We start from the raw sequence: 20265 nt of genomic DNA, 5'->3' as shown, positions 1-20265 counted from the left end.
TTAGCATAGAGTTAATTCCTAACTAATTATCAAGAAATATGACTTTTTATCATATTTTTCTGACTCATCAGTTGTTATCATTAATATGTCATAATAATTGTAAGTTAGGAGGTATTTTATGAAAAAGTCTAATGGGATTCGAAGAGGGGCTGCGGCTCTGCTGGCCATACCGATGGCGCTGTCCGGTGTCCCGTTTCCTGCCGCCGCGCAGATGCAGATGCAGACAGCGGCAGGGGCAGCGGGGGAGATCACGGTAGATCCCCGGATTCATTATCAGACCCTGGAGGGGTGGGGGACTTCTCTGTGCTGGTGGGGCAATGTAATTGGTTCCGCGGGGGAGCGGGATACCAATGGAAATGGCCGGCCGGACCGTGAAGAAATAGCGGAGCTGGCATTTTCACCGGATTATCTGAATCTGAATATTGTCCGTTATAATGTGGGCGGCGGTGATAAGCCGGATTCTTCTATCAAACGTGTGGAAGGACGTGTTCCGGGGTGGAGTAAGGACATGTTTGGAACGGATGACGGAAGCGGGACATTTCTGGAAGATGCCTTTTATCAAAAGGAATCGACACAGATGAATGACGCCGGCCAGATATGGATGCTGGAGCAGGCCAATCAGTGGCGGCTTGACAGCGGCGATATCATCAACGAAGTATTCTCTAATTCCCCGCCCTATTACATGACAAAATCCGGCAGTTCTACGGGAGGAAATGACTGGAACGACTGGGAAAAGGAGAATTTAAAGGAAGACTGTTATGACGATTTCGGCCGGTACCTTGCGCGTGCCGTGAAGTGGCTGGACGGGAATTTAGACGAGAAGTTCGGTACTGGCATTGATTATGTAGAACCGCTCAACGAGCCGGATACCAATTACTGGCTGAATGGCAGTACGAAGCAGGAAGGATGTATCTTTTATCCGGGAGAAAGCCAGATAAAGGCGTATCAGGAGATGAAGAAAGCACTGGCAGCGGAAGGTATGACAGAGGTAAGACTGACCGGAACGGATGAAACCAGCCTGGGGAGGGCGATCGGATCCTTCAACAAGCTGAACACTCAGACGCGGGGCGATCTGGAGGTTATCAGTGCCCATACCTACAGCGGCAGTGACAGCGAGCGGGCCAGACTGCGGGATATGGCGGCTTCCTACGATAAGGGGCTGTGGATGTCAGAGGTTACCAAGGGCGGCGGAGATGTTCATAACGAGTGGTCCCATGGGAATATGGGCCAGTGTCAGACGAAGTCGCAGAGCGAGGGAATCATGTCCGATTTAAAGAGCATGCAGTCTTCCGCATGGATCGCATGGCTGGTTGCAGACAGCGAATACGAGTGCATCCAGACCAACCAGAACTGGGGATTGATTCACTACGTATTTGAAGAGGATGGGCCGGTAAAAGGCTATCATACCAATTTGTTTAACGGAGATGGAAGTGTGAAAGACAGTGTTCCGGAAGCTGGGTACTGGGCGGTAACGAAACAGTTCTATACCATGATGCAGTACAGCAAGTATCTAAAGGCCGGCTACACCATGATTGAGATTGGGGACAGTAATATGTGCGCCGCAGTATCTCCGGACCGCAAAGAACTGGTGATTGTGGCGCAGAATTTCAGCGGAGACACCAGGGATACCACCATAGACCTAAGTGCATTTCCTAATGCCTCCAGTGTAAAGCTGTACCGTACCAGCGATTCTGAGAATTGCCAGGAGGTTGAGGCAGCCATAACCGGAAGCGTGTTAAATGTATCGATGCCTGCAGGCTATTCCGTATCGACTTATGTCGTAACGGGAGAGGAGGAACCGCTTTACGACGAGACCGGATATAAAAAGATAGTGGACAGCAATGTCGAGGCTACGGAAGATACCCGTGCGGCAGGAGCCACGGATACAAATAAGTTTACATACACCGGCTCCTGGGGCGAAGGCTGGGATTGGGGTACACAGGAGAAATACACGACCGAAAAAGACGCCGAAGCGGTCTTTCGGTTCAGTGGTGTCCAGGCTGCAATTTACGGCAAGAAATCCAGGAATGGCGCGAAGATACTGATTTCAGTCGATGGAGGAGAAGCAGTGTCTGTAAACGCAGGGGCACAGTCAGAAGCCAGGAGGAGCCATCTGTACACAACGCCTCTGCTTGAAGACGGAGAACATACCGTCGCCATACGCATGGCGGAAGAACAGACAGTAAGCAAGCCTGAGATTGTGCTGGAATTTGCAGAAATTGCACATGGAAGAATAGAAGAAGGCACATCCGAATACACGAAGGAGGCACTGGCTGCCAACGATTACGTTCTGTATACGGTAAACTGTGGAACGCCTGATCCCTCCGTTGTTCCCAATACCGATTCGGAAAGACTGGGGCTTCTTCAGTCAAATGTAGACCAGGCCTATGGAAATGATGCAAAGACAGGCAGATCCTGGGGCCGTGATGCAGATACGGAGAATTCCATTGCTGTGAACTATGAAGGTGATGCGGCCGATATTGGAAACAGCTTTATCTACATGTCGGACAGTGCTGTCTTTGACAGGGATAAGAGCTGTCTCGGTTATTCCTTCGAGATGCCGCAGGAAAAGCTTGCGGGAGTTGATTCTGATACTTACGAGGTTACTGTTGCATTTAAGCATCCGTGGGATTGGAGAACGATAGATATTTCTCTGGAAGGGAATGTAGTTGATTCCGGTGTCGGATTGGACCGGTATCAGTGGGTAAGTAAAACGTATAAGACAAAAGTAACCGACGGTGTGCTGAATGTCCAGGTTAAGAACCCGCAGAGAACCGGCAGCAGCCAGGATCCGGTCTTGAATTTCATCAAGGTGCGTGCGCTGGAGGAGACATACAGCATTTCGGGAACTGTGAAATCCGACCGCGGTGAGGCCGTAGGAGACCTTGAAGTGAAGCTTTACAGGGGAAAAGATACCGGCGTGGAGCCTGTCGCCGCAGTCAGAACGGACGCCTCGGGATCCTATGCCTTTAAAGAACTGGAGGAAGGCGTTTACAGCGTAGTTCTCTCGGCTGTGGGCGATTATAAGGAGATCGTAAAGAGAGTGACGGTTGAAACTGCTGACGTGACAGAGGCCGACTTTACGCTGGGCGGAAGCAGTGAGCTGTACACGAAAGAGGAGCTGCTGGCCAATAATTACGTTCTGTATACCGTAAACTGCGGGACTCCGGATCCGACAGTGCTCCCTAATTCCAATACGGAAAAGATGGGGCTGCTGCAGTCCAATGTGGACCAGGAATATGGAAAAGACCCGGAAACCGGCAGCACGTGGGGGCGTAATCCAGATGATGAATACTCGAAGGCGTTAAAGCAGGGCGAAGACGCGTACGACATCGGGAACAGCTTTATCTATATGGCTGAGGATGCGGTTTTTGATAAAGATAAGAGCAGGCTTGGATATTCCTTTGAACTGCCGGAGAATGGCCTGGAGGGGATTGAATCCAATACTTATGAGGTGACGGTTGCATTTAAGCACCAGTGGGATGAGAGATGGGTCAATATCTCCCTGGAAGGGAAGACTGTGGCCACTGATATCGGAATCGGATATGACGAATGGGTCAGCAAAACCTTTACCACAGAAGTGACGGATGGCGTGCTGAACGTCGAAGTTGGAAGCCCGAGGAGAAACAGCAGCAAACAGGATCCCATCCTGAATTTCATCAAGGTAAGGGCTGTGGAAGAGAAAGAGCCTGAAATTACGGAATATGACTCTTTTACGGGAGCGGCCGGAGCACCCATGTACGACTCGAATGGAAACTACATCCAGGCCCATGGCGGGCAGATTCAGCAGCTTACCGTAGATGGTGAGACGAAGTGGTACTGGGTAGGAGAAGATAAGACAAACGATTACCGTCCGGTAGGCGGCATTCATGTATATTCTTCTGATGACCTGTATAACTGGGATGATGAAGGCGTGGTGCTCCAGACCATGGAGAGCATGGAAGAATTTGAATCTGATCCTTACTTCAAAGAGCTGTACGGAGATTATACTGAGGAGGAGAGGGAAAAAATCTTTGTAGATTTGGATAAGAACAACTGTGTAATGGAACGGCCGAAGATGATTTATAATGAAAAGAATGACAATTACGTCATCTGGTTCCATGCAGACGGAAGAACACCGGACAGTGACGCGGACTATGGGAAAGCAAAGGCAGGCGTCGCGGTCAGCGACAGTCCGGCCGGCCCGTTTAAACTGCTGGGGTCCTACAAATTAAACTATCACAATGATCCGAATGCAGACCACGGCTACGATGGATGGGATGGAAGAGGTTCTGTGAGAGATATGAATCTGTTTGTCGACGATGACAAAACCGCTTATGTGATCTATTCCTCGGAAGGCAACAGAACGACCTTTATCTCCAGGCTGAATGATGATTATACGGCACTGGAAGCAGACCGGGACGAGGCAGTGGAAGGGGAACATTTCACCAGAAACTTTGTCGGCTGGTCGAGAGAAGCGCCGGCGATGTTCAAGTACAATGACAAGTATTATATCATAAATTCAGGCTGTACCGGATGGTCGCCGAACCGGGCGGATTATGCGGTGGCAGATCACCCCATGGGGCCGTGGACCAGCATGGGTGATCCGTGTACAGACTGGGGTTCCGACACCACCTACGACACACAGAGCACCTGCGTATTTCCGGTCGATGCGGAAAACGGCAAATTCATCTATATGGGCGACCGCTGGAACGCAGGATATCTAAGGGATTCCCGTTACGTATGGCTTCCGGTGGAGTTTCAGGAAGACGGCCGCATAGCGCTGAGACGCGATGAGAACTGGAAGCTGGAGGAACTGGCTACAATCATCACGGAGATACCAAAACAGTTTGCTTCCCTGGCTGAACTTGCAGAAGCACTGCCTGACAGGGTGGACGTGATGGCAGGCGGCGAGATCAAAAAGGATGTCGCCATTACATGGGATCCGATCGATACAGGTATTCCGGCAGTCGGAGATTATACGGTTTACGGCACGCTGGAAGGCGTAAGCAGAAAAGTCGGATATACGGTTGCTATTCTAAATGGAAACACCAGCTATTTCTTTGACTGCGGAACGGAAACCTCCGATTATTTTGAACTGCTGAAGGCAACTGCGGATGGCCTGCGCAATACACAGCCGGATCAGGCGTACCAGCCGGAAAACCACGCCGGTTATCTCGGTGCGGAAGATGTGAATTTTGGAAAGCACACCGGCGGCGGGCTGTATGGAAACGGCTGGTGGGCAAAGGCGGATGAAGCTATTGAATATGCATTTGACCTGACTCCGGGAGAATACAGCGTCTTTACCGGATATCAGGAATGGTGGAATACGGACCGTGATACCAGGATATCGGCGGTCATGGAAAGTGGAGACGGAAGGGAAGAAATCCTTTCCTCAAAGACATTTACCCTGGGACGGAGCGACCGGAATCTGGTGCAGGAACTGAAAGTTACGGTTCCAAAGACGGAAAGCAGTACCTGCAGGGTGACCGTTCGCGTGGAAAAGGCCGGTGATGCGGATCCCGTGCTGAGTTTTATCAGCATTGTACCGGAAAAAACGGTGGAGACGCTTCATACGATCTCTGGTACCGTAAGCGCAGACGATGACGCGGCGAAAGGTTTTGAAGTGAAGCTTTACGCAGGAGATGATAAGAACCTGTCGAGTCCGTCGGATGCCGTGAAGACTGGGGAAGACGGAACCTACACCTTTAAGGAATTAAAGGATGGAACTTACCGCGTTGAAGTGCCGCAGCAGGATGGATTTAAACAGGAAGTTAAGGAAATTGCTGTCAATGGCCGGGACATAGCAGACGTTGATTTTGCACTGGAAAAAAGTGATTCTGAAGAGACGCTCCATGAGGTTACAGGGACTGTGACCGCGGCAAAAGACGGTTCGGAACAGGGAATTGCAGACTTAAAGATCAATTTATATGAGGGAAGCGATATTACCGAAGCAAGCCCATCCAATGCAGTGAGAACAAGGGAAGACGGAACGTTTGCCTTTAGGAACTTAAAGGACGGGATTTACAGCATTGAGGTGCCGGAGCAGGCAGGCTTTAAGCAGGAAGTAAGGGTCATCACTGTAAACGGCGAAGATGTGGAGAACGTTGAGTTCAGCCTGACGAAGAAAACAGAAGAGGAGGAAAAGACGGAGATACGGGTCACCTCCCTGCCTGTCAGGAGATCCTATCTGACCGGTGAGAATCTGGATCTGGAGGGTCTGGAGGTATCGTTGTTCCTGGATGGCGGGAAGGAACGCGTTCTGGATGAAGAGGAGTATACCGTAGGGAAGTTGGATTCCACAACACCCGGGACTAAGAAAATTATAATTACGTATGAAGACGAGAATCAGAAGGTACTGAAAACCTCATTTGAGGTCACCGTCTATAAAGAGGGGGCAGTTCCGGAGATTAAGATCGTGAGAAAACCCAATAAGCTTTTCTATCTGTGGGGAGAAGATCTGGATCTTACTGGCATGGAAGTGAGGGGATTAAACCTTGATGAGACCGGCGTGACCATATTAAATGCAGAAGATTACGAAGCAGTGTCCGATTTCTCAAAACCGGGAAAGGTGACAGTTACCGTAAGCGTTATCCCGGAAGATGGGGAGGCAGCGGGAACAGAACTGACGGATTCTTTCGAAGTGACGGTGTTCGGAGACGAAGAGGGATATGCCTTTGTTACCGGAATTACGATTACAGAGAATCCGCATCGGACGGTGTACGGACTGGATGAAGACTTTGACGAAGCCGGTATGGTGGTAAAAAAGACTGTGAGAGTGACAGTGGCTTCCTCCAGCAATGCAGTCTATACGGAAACACTGCCTCTCGAGGAACTGGAAATCGAGGCGGAGGAGTTCTCAAAAACCGGAAAGAAGAAGGTGACAGTCACCTGTTATGCCGACGGAGAAGACGGGGAGGAAACGGAATTTACGGATACGATCAGCGTGACGGTCGTTAGGTCCGGCGCCGCCCTGACGGAAGGGAAAATGGACGCTGTCTGGCGGAAGCTGGATAAGGAATTAAGTCTTGGAGCGTACTTAACGGAGGAAGAGAAACAGGAGGCGTTTAAGCAGGCGCTCGATGACGCATCGGAGACGCTTCAGGATCTGGAAAGCAAAGGAAGGCTGAGTGACAGGACATCTGCACTGCTCAGAAGAATGGAGAAGGCGGTTTTGGAGACATTTGGAAACATTACCACTTCTGTGCAGGCTGACAGCCGTCTGAAGAATGTGCAGGCTGCAGGACTTGGCATGAGTGCGGATTTTGAGTCCGGGAAGATCCAGGAGCTGCGGCTGCGGTTTAAGAAGCCGGCAGATGGCATACCGGATGACATAACGGATAAAGTAACGAATTACGTTGCAATGGATATAACGCTTCTGGCAGACGGAGAAGAAATCCAGCCAAAACTGCCGGTCAGAGTCACTATGGACATTCCGGCTGGACTGGAAAAAGAGAAGCTGGTTCTCTACCATTACCACAACGGCGGGATTGAATTAATCCGCCCTGTCATCAGCGGAAAACAGATGAGTTTTGATATCTGGGAGCTTTCGCTGTACGTGGCGGCCAATACAAAGGAAACGCCCAAACCGGTGAGTCCGGGCAAAGACAGCGGAAGTGATGCGGATAACCAGGGGCCGGGATACACCATTCCCGGAACATGGAAGAAAGATGATACCGGCTGGTGGTACGAGAAGAGAGAAGGCGGATACATCAGCGCCTCCTGGGCCAGAATCGACGGTCAGTGGTACTATTTCGATGAATCCGGCTATATGAAGACCGGCTGGATCATGGATCATGGAATCTGGTATTATCTGAATGAAAATGGAAGTATGGCGGCTCAGAGATGGATCCTGTGGAATGACAAATGGTATTATCTGGACTGGAACGGAGCCATGGCCGTGAATACCATGACGCCGGATGGCTATACAGTCGGATCTGACGGCGTATGGAATATGCCGGGCGGGAATCAGAACAGTAAATAGAATAAGAACGGGCTTCAATACAGAAGATCGGACAGAGGGTAAATGCCTTCTGTCCGATCTTTGACTGTTTTAATCCGGGTTAGAAAGAAGAGATACTTATTTCACTTTGGTTATCCTGCGGCCGGGCGATGGCTTTTGAAAGGCGCGCTGCTGTGGCTTGGCCGATGGTTTAGCTGATGGCTTGGCCGATGGCTTAGCCGATGGTTTTGCCGGGCGTTTTCCATCAGTTTTGCGCGCACTCTTTACTGGCCGCGGTTTTGTCTCTTTCGGAGGAACGATGAATACGGACATGGGGAACGGGTGGTTTTCCACGACAGGAATCGTCTTTCCAATGAGCTTTTCAATATCCTTCACATATTCTTTTTCTTCGATATCGCTGAAGGAGATGGCCCGTCCTCCGAGACCGGCCCGTCCGGTCCTGCCGATTCGATGGACATAGGTTTCCGGAACGTTTGGAAGATCATAGTTGATTACACAGGAAAGCTCCTCGATGTCAATGCCTCTGGCTGCAATATCGGTGGCTACCAGCACCTGGATTTCCCCGGATTTAAACTGACCCAGCGCTTTCTGACGCGCGCCCTGGGATTTGTCACCGTGAATCGCGGCGGCGCTTACTTTGTTTTTCGTCAGAAATTTGGCTACCCGGTCGGCGCCGTGCTTGGTGCGGGTAAAGACCAGGGTAGAGGTGATGGCCTCACGCTTCAGCAGGTGGACTAACAGCGCGCGCTTATTCTCTTTATCCACATAGTAGAGAGAGCCGTCTATGATATCCACGGTGGATGAGACCGGAGTCACCTCCACCCGGGCTGGATTTTTCAATAGCTTTTCGGTCAGCGCCTGAATCTCAGCGGGCATGGTTGCCGAAAAGAACAGCGTCTGTTTTTGGGCGGGGAGCAGAGCAAGGATCTTCTTTACATCATGGATAAAGCCCATGTCCAGCATGCGGTCCGCCTCATCCAAAACGAAGATTTCCACATGAGACAGGCTTATCTCTCCCTGGCCGATTAAATCATTTAACCGTCCTGGGGTGGCAACCAGGATATCGATACCGCGCCGCAGCTCTTTGATCTGAGGATTTGCGGAGACTCCGCCGAAGATGACGGCGCTCCTCACCTGGGTATGGGAACCGTACTCATTTAAATTTTCCGCAATCTGCAGGGCCAGCTCCCGGGTCGGGGTGAGAATCAGAGAGCGGATCACTTTTTTGGAATGTTTTTTATCCGACGGTTTCATCAGGTTTTGTATAATTGGTAAGGCAAATGCGGCGGTCTTTCCTGTGCCTGTCTGGGCGCAGCCCAATACATCCCGTCCGGCCAGCGCATAGGGAATTGCCTGCTGCTGAATAGGAGATGGTGTTATATAACCCTTTTCTTCCAGCGCCTTTAACAGCAGCGGAGATAGTTGTAAGTCTTTAAAAGTCATGTATTTGTAGTTTTCCTTTTCTTCTATGGTTGTTAATGGTGAACGCCTTATGCTACCACAGATTTATGAAAAATACCAGACATAGTTAGAAAAATAATAAAATTATGATACTGGAAGTAATAGTATAGATACTTGTGGTCTCTGTTTTGGCGGCGGGATAATGGATATACTTTTAGTAATTTTTATGATACTGAAAGGATAGGATACTGTATGAAGAAGGCTACATTTGGGGGGAGAGTACAGGAACGAAGGGAAGAACTGCACTATACGCAGGAGGCTTTGGCGGAGGTGCTGGGGCTGTCCTATAACTTTATCGTCGCGCTGGAGGGCGACAGGAAGAAACCCAGTATCCAAACCTTTACCAAACTGATCAACGTGCTGGATGTTTCCGCTGACTGGCTTCTGGGAATTGAACCCAGCGAACACAGGAAAGAGCGGGAGGAGAGATTCAAATATATCGATGAAAAAATAGGCGATCTTTCCATCACTGCCCAGGACCGTATTCTGACTGTGGTAGAGACCATGATCAATTATGAAACCAGGATGGATGCAAAACGGCAGGAAAAGTGAGCGGAACTTAACAGGGATAAAAAAAGACTTGAAGGCTGTATCAGTCAGCGCTTCAAGTCTTTTCTTTTTACAACGGCAGTCTGCAGACCTTTCATGTTTAATGAATCAGCAGGTTAGCAACCGGCATACTGATCAGCAGCACGATAGCCAGTTCGATCACCACAAAGATGGTCGTATATTTGTATATTTCTCCGGATTTCAGCCAGTCCTTGTTGCCGAAAAGCAGTGCGGCAAACGGGGAGGCTGCCGGTGTTATGGCCGCGGAGGAGAGCACGAACAAAATCATCATGGACACCACCGGAGCGGAGTTCATTCCTGTCGCCATGCAGAAGGTTGCGATAACCGGCTGCATTAAGAGGCCGATTACGAAGCTGTTGCACACGTTCGTTAAGATCACGGTAAGAATCATGATGATTACGGCAAATGCGGAGGCCGGGACGTTCTGAAGTACCGGCATCAGTACGGTGTTTAAGAATGCGGACACGCCTGTACTCTCGTTGGTCAGTGCATTTCCCAGCAGGATCGCGGAAGCGATGAGGAAATAGGTACTCCAGGAAAATCTCTTCATGGTGCTGGAGAAATCCATCAGCGGCTTTTTGGAGATCCGGATCGCGCACAGCAGGAACACATAGAAGGCGGCGATGCCGTATGTATTGGCTTTTACGAAGCGTCCGACCGGGTGCGTTGGCAGTACGCTGGGAATTAAAAGGATCAGAATGAACACGGTGAAAGAAATTGCAATGAATTTCTGGCGCAGGCTCATTGGCGGAAGCGGGTTCTTATTTAATGTTTCCATCTTTAATTCTTTCAGCTTGCTGGTATCTGGTCTCAGTACAAACTTACAGAACAGTACCAGAACCACGATACAGACGGTCGCATGGATCAGGCCGGTAAGCAGGTAGCCGGCGTTATTGATCTCGATTACGGTTCCCATGTTGCCGGTGACGGAAGCGTAGTTGCTGATGAGGGCGAGGCCATTTCCCATGAACGGCGGGATAGGGAAGCCCAGCAGGGTCGCAACGGTGACGAGAATCAGCATGATGGTCGGGAACTTGTCATGCTTCTTGAGGCCTACTGTTTCAAAAATATCATAGAGGATGGGGCAGAATAAGAAGATCGGGGTAAAGCCGCCCATAAACGCGCCCATGAGCATGGAGCCAAGCATGATGAAGAATGCCAGCACCCAGGGACGGCCGAGGCAGATCTTCCTGGTCAGGAAAAATCGTCCGCAGTATTCCGTTAAGTTGTTCTCGATGAGACAGTTGATCGCTGTCAGCAGAAAGAGAACCTGAACGAGAATCGGGTTGCCAAAGGTTGCGGTCAGCACCTCGTTCATGGTGCTGTATCCGGAAAGTCCCACTAAAAAGATAGAGAGGATACTGGAGATAATCGGGTCGGAAGTCGTCCATAAATACAGCGTACCGATAAAAATACCCAGAATTTCCATGCCGATTGGCGTGATACAGGGAAGCTGCAGCGGAAGGTAACGGAACAGCAGCATAATACCAATTCCGATTACCAGATGAATGGAGTAGAAATCCTTTTTTTTCGTTTGTGCCATAGTGAACCCCCTATTGTTTTTCTTTGCTGTTTTAAATATCATAGAAATATGATAATATATTAACAAAGAGTAAAATATAGTCTTGGTTATATTTTTATTCCAATATTTGTAAAAAGATATAATTAGGAAGTAATCAGAGATAAAAGCGACAATTTGACGGGAGGACTTCGGTGAAATGGATCAAAACGGAGTAAAACAATACTTTGAGCGTTACGGTATGAGAATTGAAGTAAAGAGGGAGACATCGATCTGTAATCCCAGGCTGTCCGACTCTTATATTTATTACCTGGTGGAAGGAATTGCCAGTCTGACCTCCCTGACCATGGATGGAGAAGAAAAAGACTTCATCTATTTCCCCCACGACCATCTCCTTGGCTTTGCTCCGGCCCTGATGCGCCACTACAGAAAAATCCGCGGAGAAGAGCATACGCTGTCGGGAGACGACTGCTTACAGGAAAAGATCCCGTTCGGCATCGACACAAAGACAGACTGTGTCTTCTACCGTCTGGATGAGAGAACCTTCGAGATTCTGCTGGAAGAAGACTCCTGTTTTCTCTCTTACATCATGGAGGCTGTGACCTGCAACTACGTCACCCTGGTCCGCAAATTCCATGATACCCAGGAGGAATGCGCCTCGAAGCGTCTCTATAAATGGTTTCTCGCCTTCAGCAGCCGCGAGGGCCAGTACCGTGCGGTTCCCCACGGCTTCACCTACGCTGAGATCGCCAAATACTTGGGCATGCATCCGGTCACCGTCTCCAAACTCTCCTCCGCCCTGAAAAAAGCCGGCATCATCAAAAAAGAAAAAGGCCGCATCCTTATCATCGACGAGGCCCGCTTAAAAGCTCTTATATAACAGTAATTATACAACGGGAGGGGATATATGAAATTCTACATCGCTTCAAGTCTTGTTAACTATGAACAGGTGCGTGACCTTTCACGCCTGCTGAGAAATGCCGGATGGGAGCATACCTTCGACTGGGCATTGTACTGCCCGGTGAAAGAAAACGACGCGGAGACACTGATGTCTGTCGGGGAAAAGGAATATGAGGGGATCAGGCAGTCGGATGTTGTGATAATTTTAACTCCCCAGGGCAGAGGAACTCATATAGAACTGGGTATGGCAATCGCGCTGAACAAAATAATTTACCTGTGTCATCATGACGATACGTATTTCAAGTGCGATAAGAATACATCAACATTTTATTGGCTCCCGCAAGTAAAACAGTTCATTGGAAATACGCAGGAAATTGCGGAAGAGGTGTTAAAGTTACAGTAAGAGGACAGAAAAAATTTCCAGAATATAGTCAAGGCTAATTTCCTGCCTTCTCCCCGTGTGTTATACTTTTGTCAAACGAAAAACCGGCAGGCGCCGGAAGAAGGAGAAGAAAATTTATGGCAGGTGCAGTATACTCATTTGAAGAACACATGATTAAAAAACAGGCCAGAGCGGAGGAAGCAATGTTAAAGGAACTCCGTTCCGGAGCGTATACCATTGACAATCCGCTGGTATCGTACAATCTCTATCTGATTAATCCGCTTTCCGCGGTAATCTCCTTTTACACAGAGGAAGAGACCGCCGTTACAGTGACTGTATTTGGAAAAGCAAAGGAAGGCAATATCACACATACATTTCCAAGGGCGAAAGAGCATGTCCTGCCGGTGGTAGGCCTTTATTCCGGACACGTAAACCGGGTGGAGGTGCGGGAATACCGTGGAAAAGTACATACGGTAGAGATCGAGGTGCCGGATGTATTTGAAGGAAATTCACCAGTTGAGTCCATGGATACGACGCCGGAATACTTACAGGACGACTGCATTTTCTTATCTCCGTCGGGGGCGGAGCTGGCGGTGGCTGTTGATTATGCGGGAGATATCAGATGGTGCCTGAACATCAAATGCGTATTCGATATGAAACGGCTGAAAAACGGCCATATTCTCATGGGTACGGACCGTCTCGTGCAGATGCCGTATTATATGTCCGGCATGTATGAGACCAGTGCCTGCGGCAAGATTTACCACGAGTACCGTCTGCCTGGCGGCTCTCACCATGATGCGTTTGAGATGCCGGACGGCAGCCTTCTCTGCCTGACCGAGGATCTGACATCGGGTACCGTGGAAGATATGTGCGTGCTGATTGACAGGGAAACGGGTGATATTTTAAAGACCTGGGATTATAAGAATTTCCTGGAGCCCGGACTGGGAAAGAGCGGCAGCTGGTCGGAGAAGGACTGGTTCCACAACAACGCGGTGTGGTACGATGAGAAGAGCCACAGCCTGACATTTTCCGGAAGACATATGGATTCCATCGTCAACATCGATTTTGAGACCGGAAAGCTTAACTGGATCCTGTCCGATCCGGAAGGATGGCCGCAGGAGTGGGTGGACCGCTATTTCTTCAAGCCTGTAGGAACCGACTTCGAGTGGCAGTATGAGCAGCACGCGTGCCTGATCACCCCGGACGGCGATGTCATGTGCTTTGACAACCACCACTGGGGATCCAAGATAAAGGAGAACTACCGCGCGGCGAAGAATAATTATTCCCGAGGCGTGCGTTACAGGATTAATACGAAGGATATGACGATCGAGCAGATCTGGCAGTACGGAAAAGACCGCGGCGCCAGGTTCTTCTCCCCCTATATCTGCAACGTAGAATACTATAATGAAGGCCATTACATGGTTCATTCCGGAGGAAGCGCCTACAATAAGGACGGCGAGATATCCGAGTCCCTGGGCGCGCTGGAGCAGAACATGGGCGGCACGCTCTTCGCTACAACCGTGGAGCTCTGCGACGACAGGAAGATGCTGGAGCTGCATACCAAGGGCAATTACTACAGAGCTGAGAAGATGAAGCTGTATGCGGACCAGGGCAATTTAGAGCTGGGCGAGGGCTCCGTGCTGGGCGAAATGGGCATCACGAAGGAATTTGACACAGATATCCCGGCTCCGGTAAGCAGCGAACTGATTCCGGACCGCTATGAGGCGAGAATCGAGGATGAGGACGACCGTTTCACCTTCCATGCAAAATTCGAGAAGGGCCAGCTGGTTATGCTCATGCTGGAGCAGGGCGAAGAGAAACACCGTTACTATATTTCCACCACAGCGGTTTCCCACAAGGCCATGTGCTGCGGAACGTTCCTGGAGTCCGATGAGCGTGTGACGAAGACCAATGTGAACAAGGCGGGAATGAAGGGAACGTACGAAGTTTTTGTTGTGATCGACGATACCAAGTATCCGTGCGGAGTATCCATAGAGTGCTAAAGCTGTTTTGCCCGGGAGCGTGTTTGAAAATATTTTCCGCCGCGCTTCAGGGCGCGTCATAAAATCATAAAGATGTCAGGGAAAAGACTGAGGAGGCCGCATCCGCTTCCCCGTACCCTATAACGGGGAGCTTTCCCTGATGCGGCTCTGTTATGGCAGGACTTTCCGGTAAGCAGCCGGTGAAAGTCCTGTCTGTTTTTTAAATATTCTGCTGAAATACAGCGGATTTTCGTAGCCGATGATGGAACCGATCTCGCTGACCGGGCAGTCGGTGCTTTCTAAGAGCTCCTTCGCCTTATTAATCCGGATGGAAGTCAGATATTTACAGGGCGGCACGCCCACGTACTGCTTAAAGCTCCGGATAAACCAGCAGGTACTCATATGAAGGCTGGCCGCGTAATTGGAAATATCGATGTCCGCAGAAAAATTTTCATGAAAGAACTGGACCGCGTGCTCCATTTCTTTTTGGATCTGCGGTTTATTCTTTCCGCCCTCTGCGATCTGGCGCTGTACGGTCAGAAGAAGCTGTTTAAAATACAGCGAGGAGAAATCACCGCTTAAGGGGCGCGGCAGCTGCAGCTCCCGGATCATGGAGAGAAAGAGCTCCTGGTAGCGGGAGACACATCCGGTGCGCAGAATGCGGCGGCCTTCCAGACTCAGGCCGGTGCTGGAGAGAAGCCCCGCCGCCTCATATCCCGTGAAATGGACCCAGAAGACCTCCGGCCTGTCCTCCAGGAGATACGTATACTGCTGATATTCTCCCGGCCCGTATAAAACCATGCTCCCGGCGGGAATGGTGACTGCCTCACCGTTTAAGACAAATTCGGCTTTGCCTGAGGCGATATAGAGAAGCTGGTAATCGGGCCGGCCTGTGGCCCTGATGGTGGTCATGGAGACGCGGGTCAGCAGGCGGTAGACTCCGCAGCAGTTGATCCGCAGGGGGATCGTATTATCTTCCAGTTCCGCGTCGGATATGTCCAGATATCCCGTATTCGTATACATGGCTTGATTCTCCTTTCAGGTCTGCAATACCTTCTATTCTATGATTGTATCATTTTGTGCATGTTTTGTCTAACGAAGGATATGGATTTTTCAGCCCGCTATTTTATAATAAAGGAAAGAATGAAAGAGGAGGATTGAAAATCCATGATAATACCGAGACATTACGAAAATCTGCATGTGCTGCATGAGAATACGGTGGCAAACCGATCCTATTACATTCCGGCGGAAGAACGGTTTGACGATCTGGTGGAAAACAGGGAGCATTCCGGACGCTTTCAGCTGTTGAACGGAATGTGGGGTTTCCGGTATTTTGACAGTATTTACGATTTAAAGGATGAATTTTACCAGGAAGGATACGGGGAAGAGGGCTTCGAAGAGATTCCGGTGCCGGGCTGCTGGCAGAATTACGGTTTTGACGGTCATCAGTATACGAACACGAGATACCCGTTCCCCATGGACCCGCCTTACGTTCCCGAGGAAAATCCATGCGGAGCATATATCCATCATTTTGTCTATGAGCCGGGCGGGGCGGCGCCGAAGGCGTTTTTGAATTTTGAAGGCGTGGATTCCTGTTACTACGTATGGCTGAACGGAAGCTATGTGGGCTACAGCCAGGTGTCCCACTCTACCAGCGAATTTGATGTAACTCCTTATATCCGGGCAGGCGAAAATAAGCTTGCGGTTCTCGTCTTAAAATGGTGTGACGGAAGCTATTTAGAGGACCAGGACAAATTCCGCATGAGCGGTATTTTCCGGGATGTCTATCTGTTAAAGAGGCCGGAACAGGGCATCTTTGATTACTTCCTGAAAACGCAGATTGGTGAGCAGCAGGCGCAGATCGATGTGACATTTTCCTTCTTCGATCAGAAGATGCCAGTCAAATGCTCGGTATACGATCAGGAAGGAAATCTGGCCGCGTCGGCGGAAGGTGTACCGGGAGAAGCTGGATTATCCCTTACGGTAGAGCGTCCGGTTCTGTGGAATGCGGAACAGCCTTATCTTTACACGGTGGTATACGAGTGCGGCAAGGAGGTCATCACAGACCGCCTTGGAATCCGGGAGATCGAAGTAAAGGACGGCGTCGTACTGGTCAATGGAACGAAGATCAAGTTCCGCGGTGTAAACCGCCACGACAGCGATCCGGTCACCGGCTTTGTGATCAGCCTGGATCAGATGAAGAAGGATTTCCAGGTGATGAAGCAGCATAACGTCAACGCGATCCGCACCAGCCATTACCCTAACGCCCCGCAGTTTTACCAGCTCTGCGACGAGCTTGGCTTCTATGTGATCGACGAGGCGGATAATGAGAGCCACGGAACCAACGATATTTACATGGAAGAGGACCACGAGGCCGGATGGAGAGAGCGCTGGAACCACGCGATTTCCGATAACCCTGCATTTACAGAGGCTACGGTGGACCGGGCAAAACGTCTGGTGGAACGCGATAAGAACCGCCCCTGTGTCCTCATCTGGTCCATGGGAAATGAATGCGCCTACGGCTGCACCTTTGAGGCTGCTTTAGCATGGACGAAAGCATTTGATTCCACGAGACTGACTCACTATGAGAGCGCCCGCTACAGAGACAGCAAAAAAACGTACGATTTTTCCAACATTGACTTATACAGCCGGATGTATCCGCCTCTGGAGGACATTCACACGTATTTTGCGGAGAATCCGAAGAAGCCGTTCGTCATGTGCGAATACTGCCATGCCATGGGCAACGGGCCTGGAGACCTCGAGGATTATTTCGAAGTGATCGAGCAGTATGACGGCCTCTGCGGCGGATTTGTATGGGAGTGGTGCGATCACGGAATTTACCAGGGAAGAACCCTGGAGGGACGCCCGATGTATCTCTACGGCGGAGACCATAAAGAATATCCTCACGACAGTAATTTCTGTATGGATGGACTGGTCTATCCGGACAGAACGCCTCATACGGGTCTTAAGGAACTGAAAAATGTGAACCGCCCGGCGAGAGTCGTTTCCTTCTGTCAGGAGACACGGGAAGCCGTAATCCATAACTATCTGGATTTTACCAATTTAAAGGAGTATGCGTCTGTTGCATGGGAAGTGACGTGTGATGGAGCGTGCATCGCAGACGGCGTGCTGGAGGGGGCTGCAATGCCGGATATTCTGCCTCACAGGGAAGCAGCCGTCCGCCTGGACTTTCAAGTGCCGGAAGCGGGAAAATGTTTCTTAAAGCTCCGCTATATCCGCAGAGAGAGCACGAGACTGACGGAGGCCGGGACAGAGCTGGGATTCGATGAAATTCTGCTGAAGAACGAAGACGGAAGAAACCAGACCGTCCTGCGCATGCTGGAACGGTGCGGCAAGGCGTGTGCGGACAGGAATCAGTCCAGCTCGTTCACGATAAAAGAAGACGACCGCCGTCTCTTTGTGTCTGGACCGAATTTTGCTCACGTTTACAATAAACTGACCGGCGTTCTGGAAGAGATGAATGTCAACCAGTGCCGCCTCCTGGAACGGCCTGTGGAATACAACATATGGCGGGCGCCTACGGATAATGACCGCTACATCAAACTGAAATGGCAGAAGGCCCATTACGATATCACGTATTCGAGGGCGTATCAGACGGATTACTCTGTCACAGCGGAAGGCGTGCGTATCCATTCGGTACTTGCGATCCTCTCACCGGTTATCCAGAGGATTTTAAATATGGAGGCAGAGTGGCTGATCGGAGCAGACGGAAGAGTGGATGTGAACTTAAACGTAAAGCGCGACACCGAGCTGCCGGAGCTTCCGAGATTTGGCCTCCGCTTATTCCTGCCGAAGGACATGGAGGACGTCACCTACTACGGACTGGGGCCGGTGGAGAGTTACTGTGACAAGAGAAGGGCGTCCAGCCACGGGACATTTACGGCTCATGTGACAGAGCTTCATGAGGACTATATCCGTCCGCAGGAAAACGGAAGCCACGATGACTGCGATTTCGTATCGCTGGCTGGCCGGAGAGCCGGTTTGACGGCAGCGGGAGATAAGACCTTCTCCTTTAACGCTTCCATGTATACCCAGGAGGAACTGACGGAAAAAGACCATAATTACGAACTGGTCCGTTCGCCTTATACGGTGCTGTGTCTCGATTACCGGATGAATGGCATCGGTTCCAACAGCTGCGGACCGAGACTGATTGAAAAGTATCGGTTGGCTGAAGAAGAGTTTTCCTTTGGAATCAGCTTGATTCCGGAGGTGAAAGCGGAGTAAAATGTGAATGCCGGTACGGTCCCAGACCGTATCGGCATTCTTTTCAAATCAGCATTCCCGGAAACGGCAGAAGTATCCCTCTGCCTGCTCCGGCGAAAGGGAAAAACATTTTTCCAGCTTCTGAAGGATTATGTTTTGGGGTGTGCCTTCTTCTATATGGTCCAGGATGAATGCACGGATGCCCTGTTCTATGCCCCTTTCCATACCCTGTTCCACGCCGCGCTTTTCCCGTTCCTCCAGTTTGTCTGCAAATAATTCTTCCAATGCGTTACACATGTCGCGTCCCTCCTTATATTTTTTCCAGTTTGCACGTACAATGAAATCCATGGCCGCCTCGTAGAGCGGGTTCTTTTCTTTCCCTGCATAGGCTTTGGCAAGCGGTTCGATGTCCTCCTGAAGGCTCAGGTTCGTCCGAAGACGGCTCAGCCAGGTGAACTCTTCTCTGGAAAGCCTGGGGAGAATCAGAATCTGCAGCGGGAACATGAGTCCCGTCACATAGTAGATTCCAGGATATTTTTGAAAGATGTCCGCATGATAGAGATCCTTTAAAAATGCGGCCAGCTTCCTGGGATAGTGGCTGACAGCCAGTGAGATGGTAAGCTCCTCTGGAGGAATTTCCCGTTCTTTTTCCGTGTTGGACTGATAAATGCAGGTGTACCCTGTTACCCTGAAGTAATCGTTGATGCTGAAATAATCTTCCGGATTCTTATATTCAATAATATTGTACTTCCGGAAAATATGACCAATACTTTTAGAAAGAATTTTATCCGGCTCCGGTTTGATCACAAGGGTATCAATCTGAAGCGGTTTTTCGGTCAGATTGAATTCTTTCAGAAATTCCAGCTGGCAGGGCTCAACCATAAACTCAATCTGTAAGGCGGCCTGGAAAGCAGGATGCCACTGTAAAGCTTTTTTCTTCATCGATTCCTCTCCTGTTATTATAATCAAAAATGCGTCAGGTATCAACAGGCATTCACAGACATTCCCCCTTTGAGTCAGATATTTTGTTTGCGGTGTATCCAAAATCAGTGATGGAAAATTATGGCCGAACTGGCCCTGACGCGGGCGTTTGACACATCAATCAATCTAAAAGTGCTGCAAAGCCTTATTGTAGGCTTATTTTTTTGTCAACTTTTTAGTTTTATTATATAGTAATATTTAGTGATATATGCTATAATGGTGTTGAGGTGATTATTTATGCGGGTTACTACATCCAGATCAAAAAACTCAGAATCCTTTTACATTACCAAATCCTATACGAATG

Annotated in this window: 10 protein-coding genes; 6 read left to right on the top strand and 4 right to left on the bottom strand. The window is 49.8% G+C overall.

The annotated features are described in order from the left end of the window. Positions 1-118: 118 nt before the first annotated feature. Positions 119-7963, top strand: a complete 7845-nt coding sequence (locus DFR60_RS25290) for a carboxypeptidase regulatory-like domain-containing protein (protein ID WP_110325512.1) — start codon at positions 119-121, stop codon at positions 7961-7963. Between the two features lie 96 nt (positions 7964-8059). Here DFR60_RS25290 and DFR60_RS25285 read toward each other — a convergent pair whose 3' ends face one another. Further along, positions 8060-9385 carry a DEAD/DEAH box helicase gene (locus tag DFR60_RS25285; protein ID WP_110325510.1) on the bottom strand — a complete coding sequence of 442 codons (1326 nt, stop codon included), beginning with the start codon at positions 9383-9385 and terminating at the stop codon, positions 8060-8062. 210 nt (positions 9386-9595) lie between these two features. Here DFR60_RS25285 and DFR60_RS25280 point away from each other — a divergent pair, with 210 nt between their 5' ends. Next, positions 9596-9955, top strand: coding sequence for a helix-turn-helix domain-containing protein (locus DFR60_RS25280; protein ID WP_110325508.1), 360 nt, complete (start codon positions 9596-9598; stop codon positions 9953-9955). Between the two features lie 97 nt (positions 9956-10052). Here the strand turns inward: DFR60_RS25280 and DFR60_RS25275 are convergent, their stop codons facing one another. Further along, positions 10053-11516 carry an SLC13 family permease gene (locus DFR60_RS25275; protein WP_110325506.1) on the bottom strand — a complete coding sequence of 488 codons (1464 nt, stop codon included), beginning with the start codon at positions 11514-11516 and terminating at the stop codon, positions 10053-10055. Between the two features lie 175 nt (positions 11517-11691). Here DFR60_RS25275 and DFR60_RS25270 point away from each other — a divergent pair, with 175 nt between their 5' ends. The 3 genes from DFR60_RS25270 to DFR60_RS25260 all read left to right on the top strand — a co-directional run bounded on the left by DFR60_RS25270 (position 11692) and on the right by DFR60_RS25260 (position 14777). Next, positions 11692-12372 (top strand): Crp/Fnr family transcriptional regulator, encoded by a 681-nt coding sequence (locus DFR60_RS25270; protein ID WP_110325504.1) that lies wholly within the window; start codon positions 11692-11694, stop codon positions 12370-12372. 27 nt (positions 12373-12399) lie between these two features. Continuing rightward, a complete protein-coding gene (locus DFR60_RS25265) occupies positions 12400-12795 on the top strand; it encodes a nucleoside 2-deoxyribosyltransferase (protein ID WP_110325502.1) in 396 nt (131 codons plus the stop codon). Positions 12796-12911: 116 nt separating this feature from the next. Next, on the top strand, positions 12912-14777 hold the full coding sequence (locus DFR60_RS25260) for an aryl-sulfate sulfotransferase (protein WP_110325500.1): 1866 nt from the start codon (positions 12912-12914) through the stop codon (positions 14775-14777). Between the two features lie 150 nt (positions 14778-14927). On the opposite strand, the gene DFR60_RS25255 is transcribed toward DFR60_RS25260, so the two are convergent. Beyond that, positions 14928-15779, bottom strand: coding sequence for an AraC family transcriptional regulator (locus DFR60_RS25255; protein WP_025529180.1), 852 nt, complete (start codon positions 15777-15779; stop codon positions 14928-14930). 144 nt (positions 15780-15923) lie between these two features. Here DFR60_RS25255 and DFR60_RS25250 point away from each other — a divergent pair, with 144 nt between their 5' ends. Then, on the top strand, positions 15924-19001 hold the full coding sequence (locus DFR60_RS25250; RefSeq protein ID WP_110325498.1) for a glycoside hydrolase family 2 TIM barrel-domain containing protein: 3078 nt from the start codon (positions 15924-15926) through the stop codon (positions 18999-19001). Positions 19002-19049: 48 nt separating this feature from the next. Here the strand turns inward: DFR60_RS25250 and DFR60_RS25245 are convergent, their stop codons facing one another. Next, positions 19050-19922, bottom strand: a complete 873-nt coding sequence (locus DFR60_RS25245) for a 3-isopropylmalate dehydrogenase (RefSeq protein WP_110325496.1) — start codon at positions 19920-19922, stop codon at positions 19050-19052. Positions 19923-20265: the final 343 nt, after the last annotated feature.

The sequence above is a fragment of the Hungatella effluvii genome, from assembly GCF_003201875.1.
Lineage (GTDB): Bacteria > Bacillota > Clostridia > Lachnospirales > Lachnospiraceae > Hungatella > Hungatella effluvii.
This window is presented reverse-complemented; position numbering and strand designations above follow the sequence as displayed.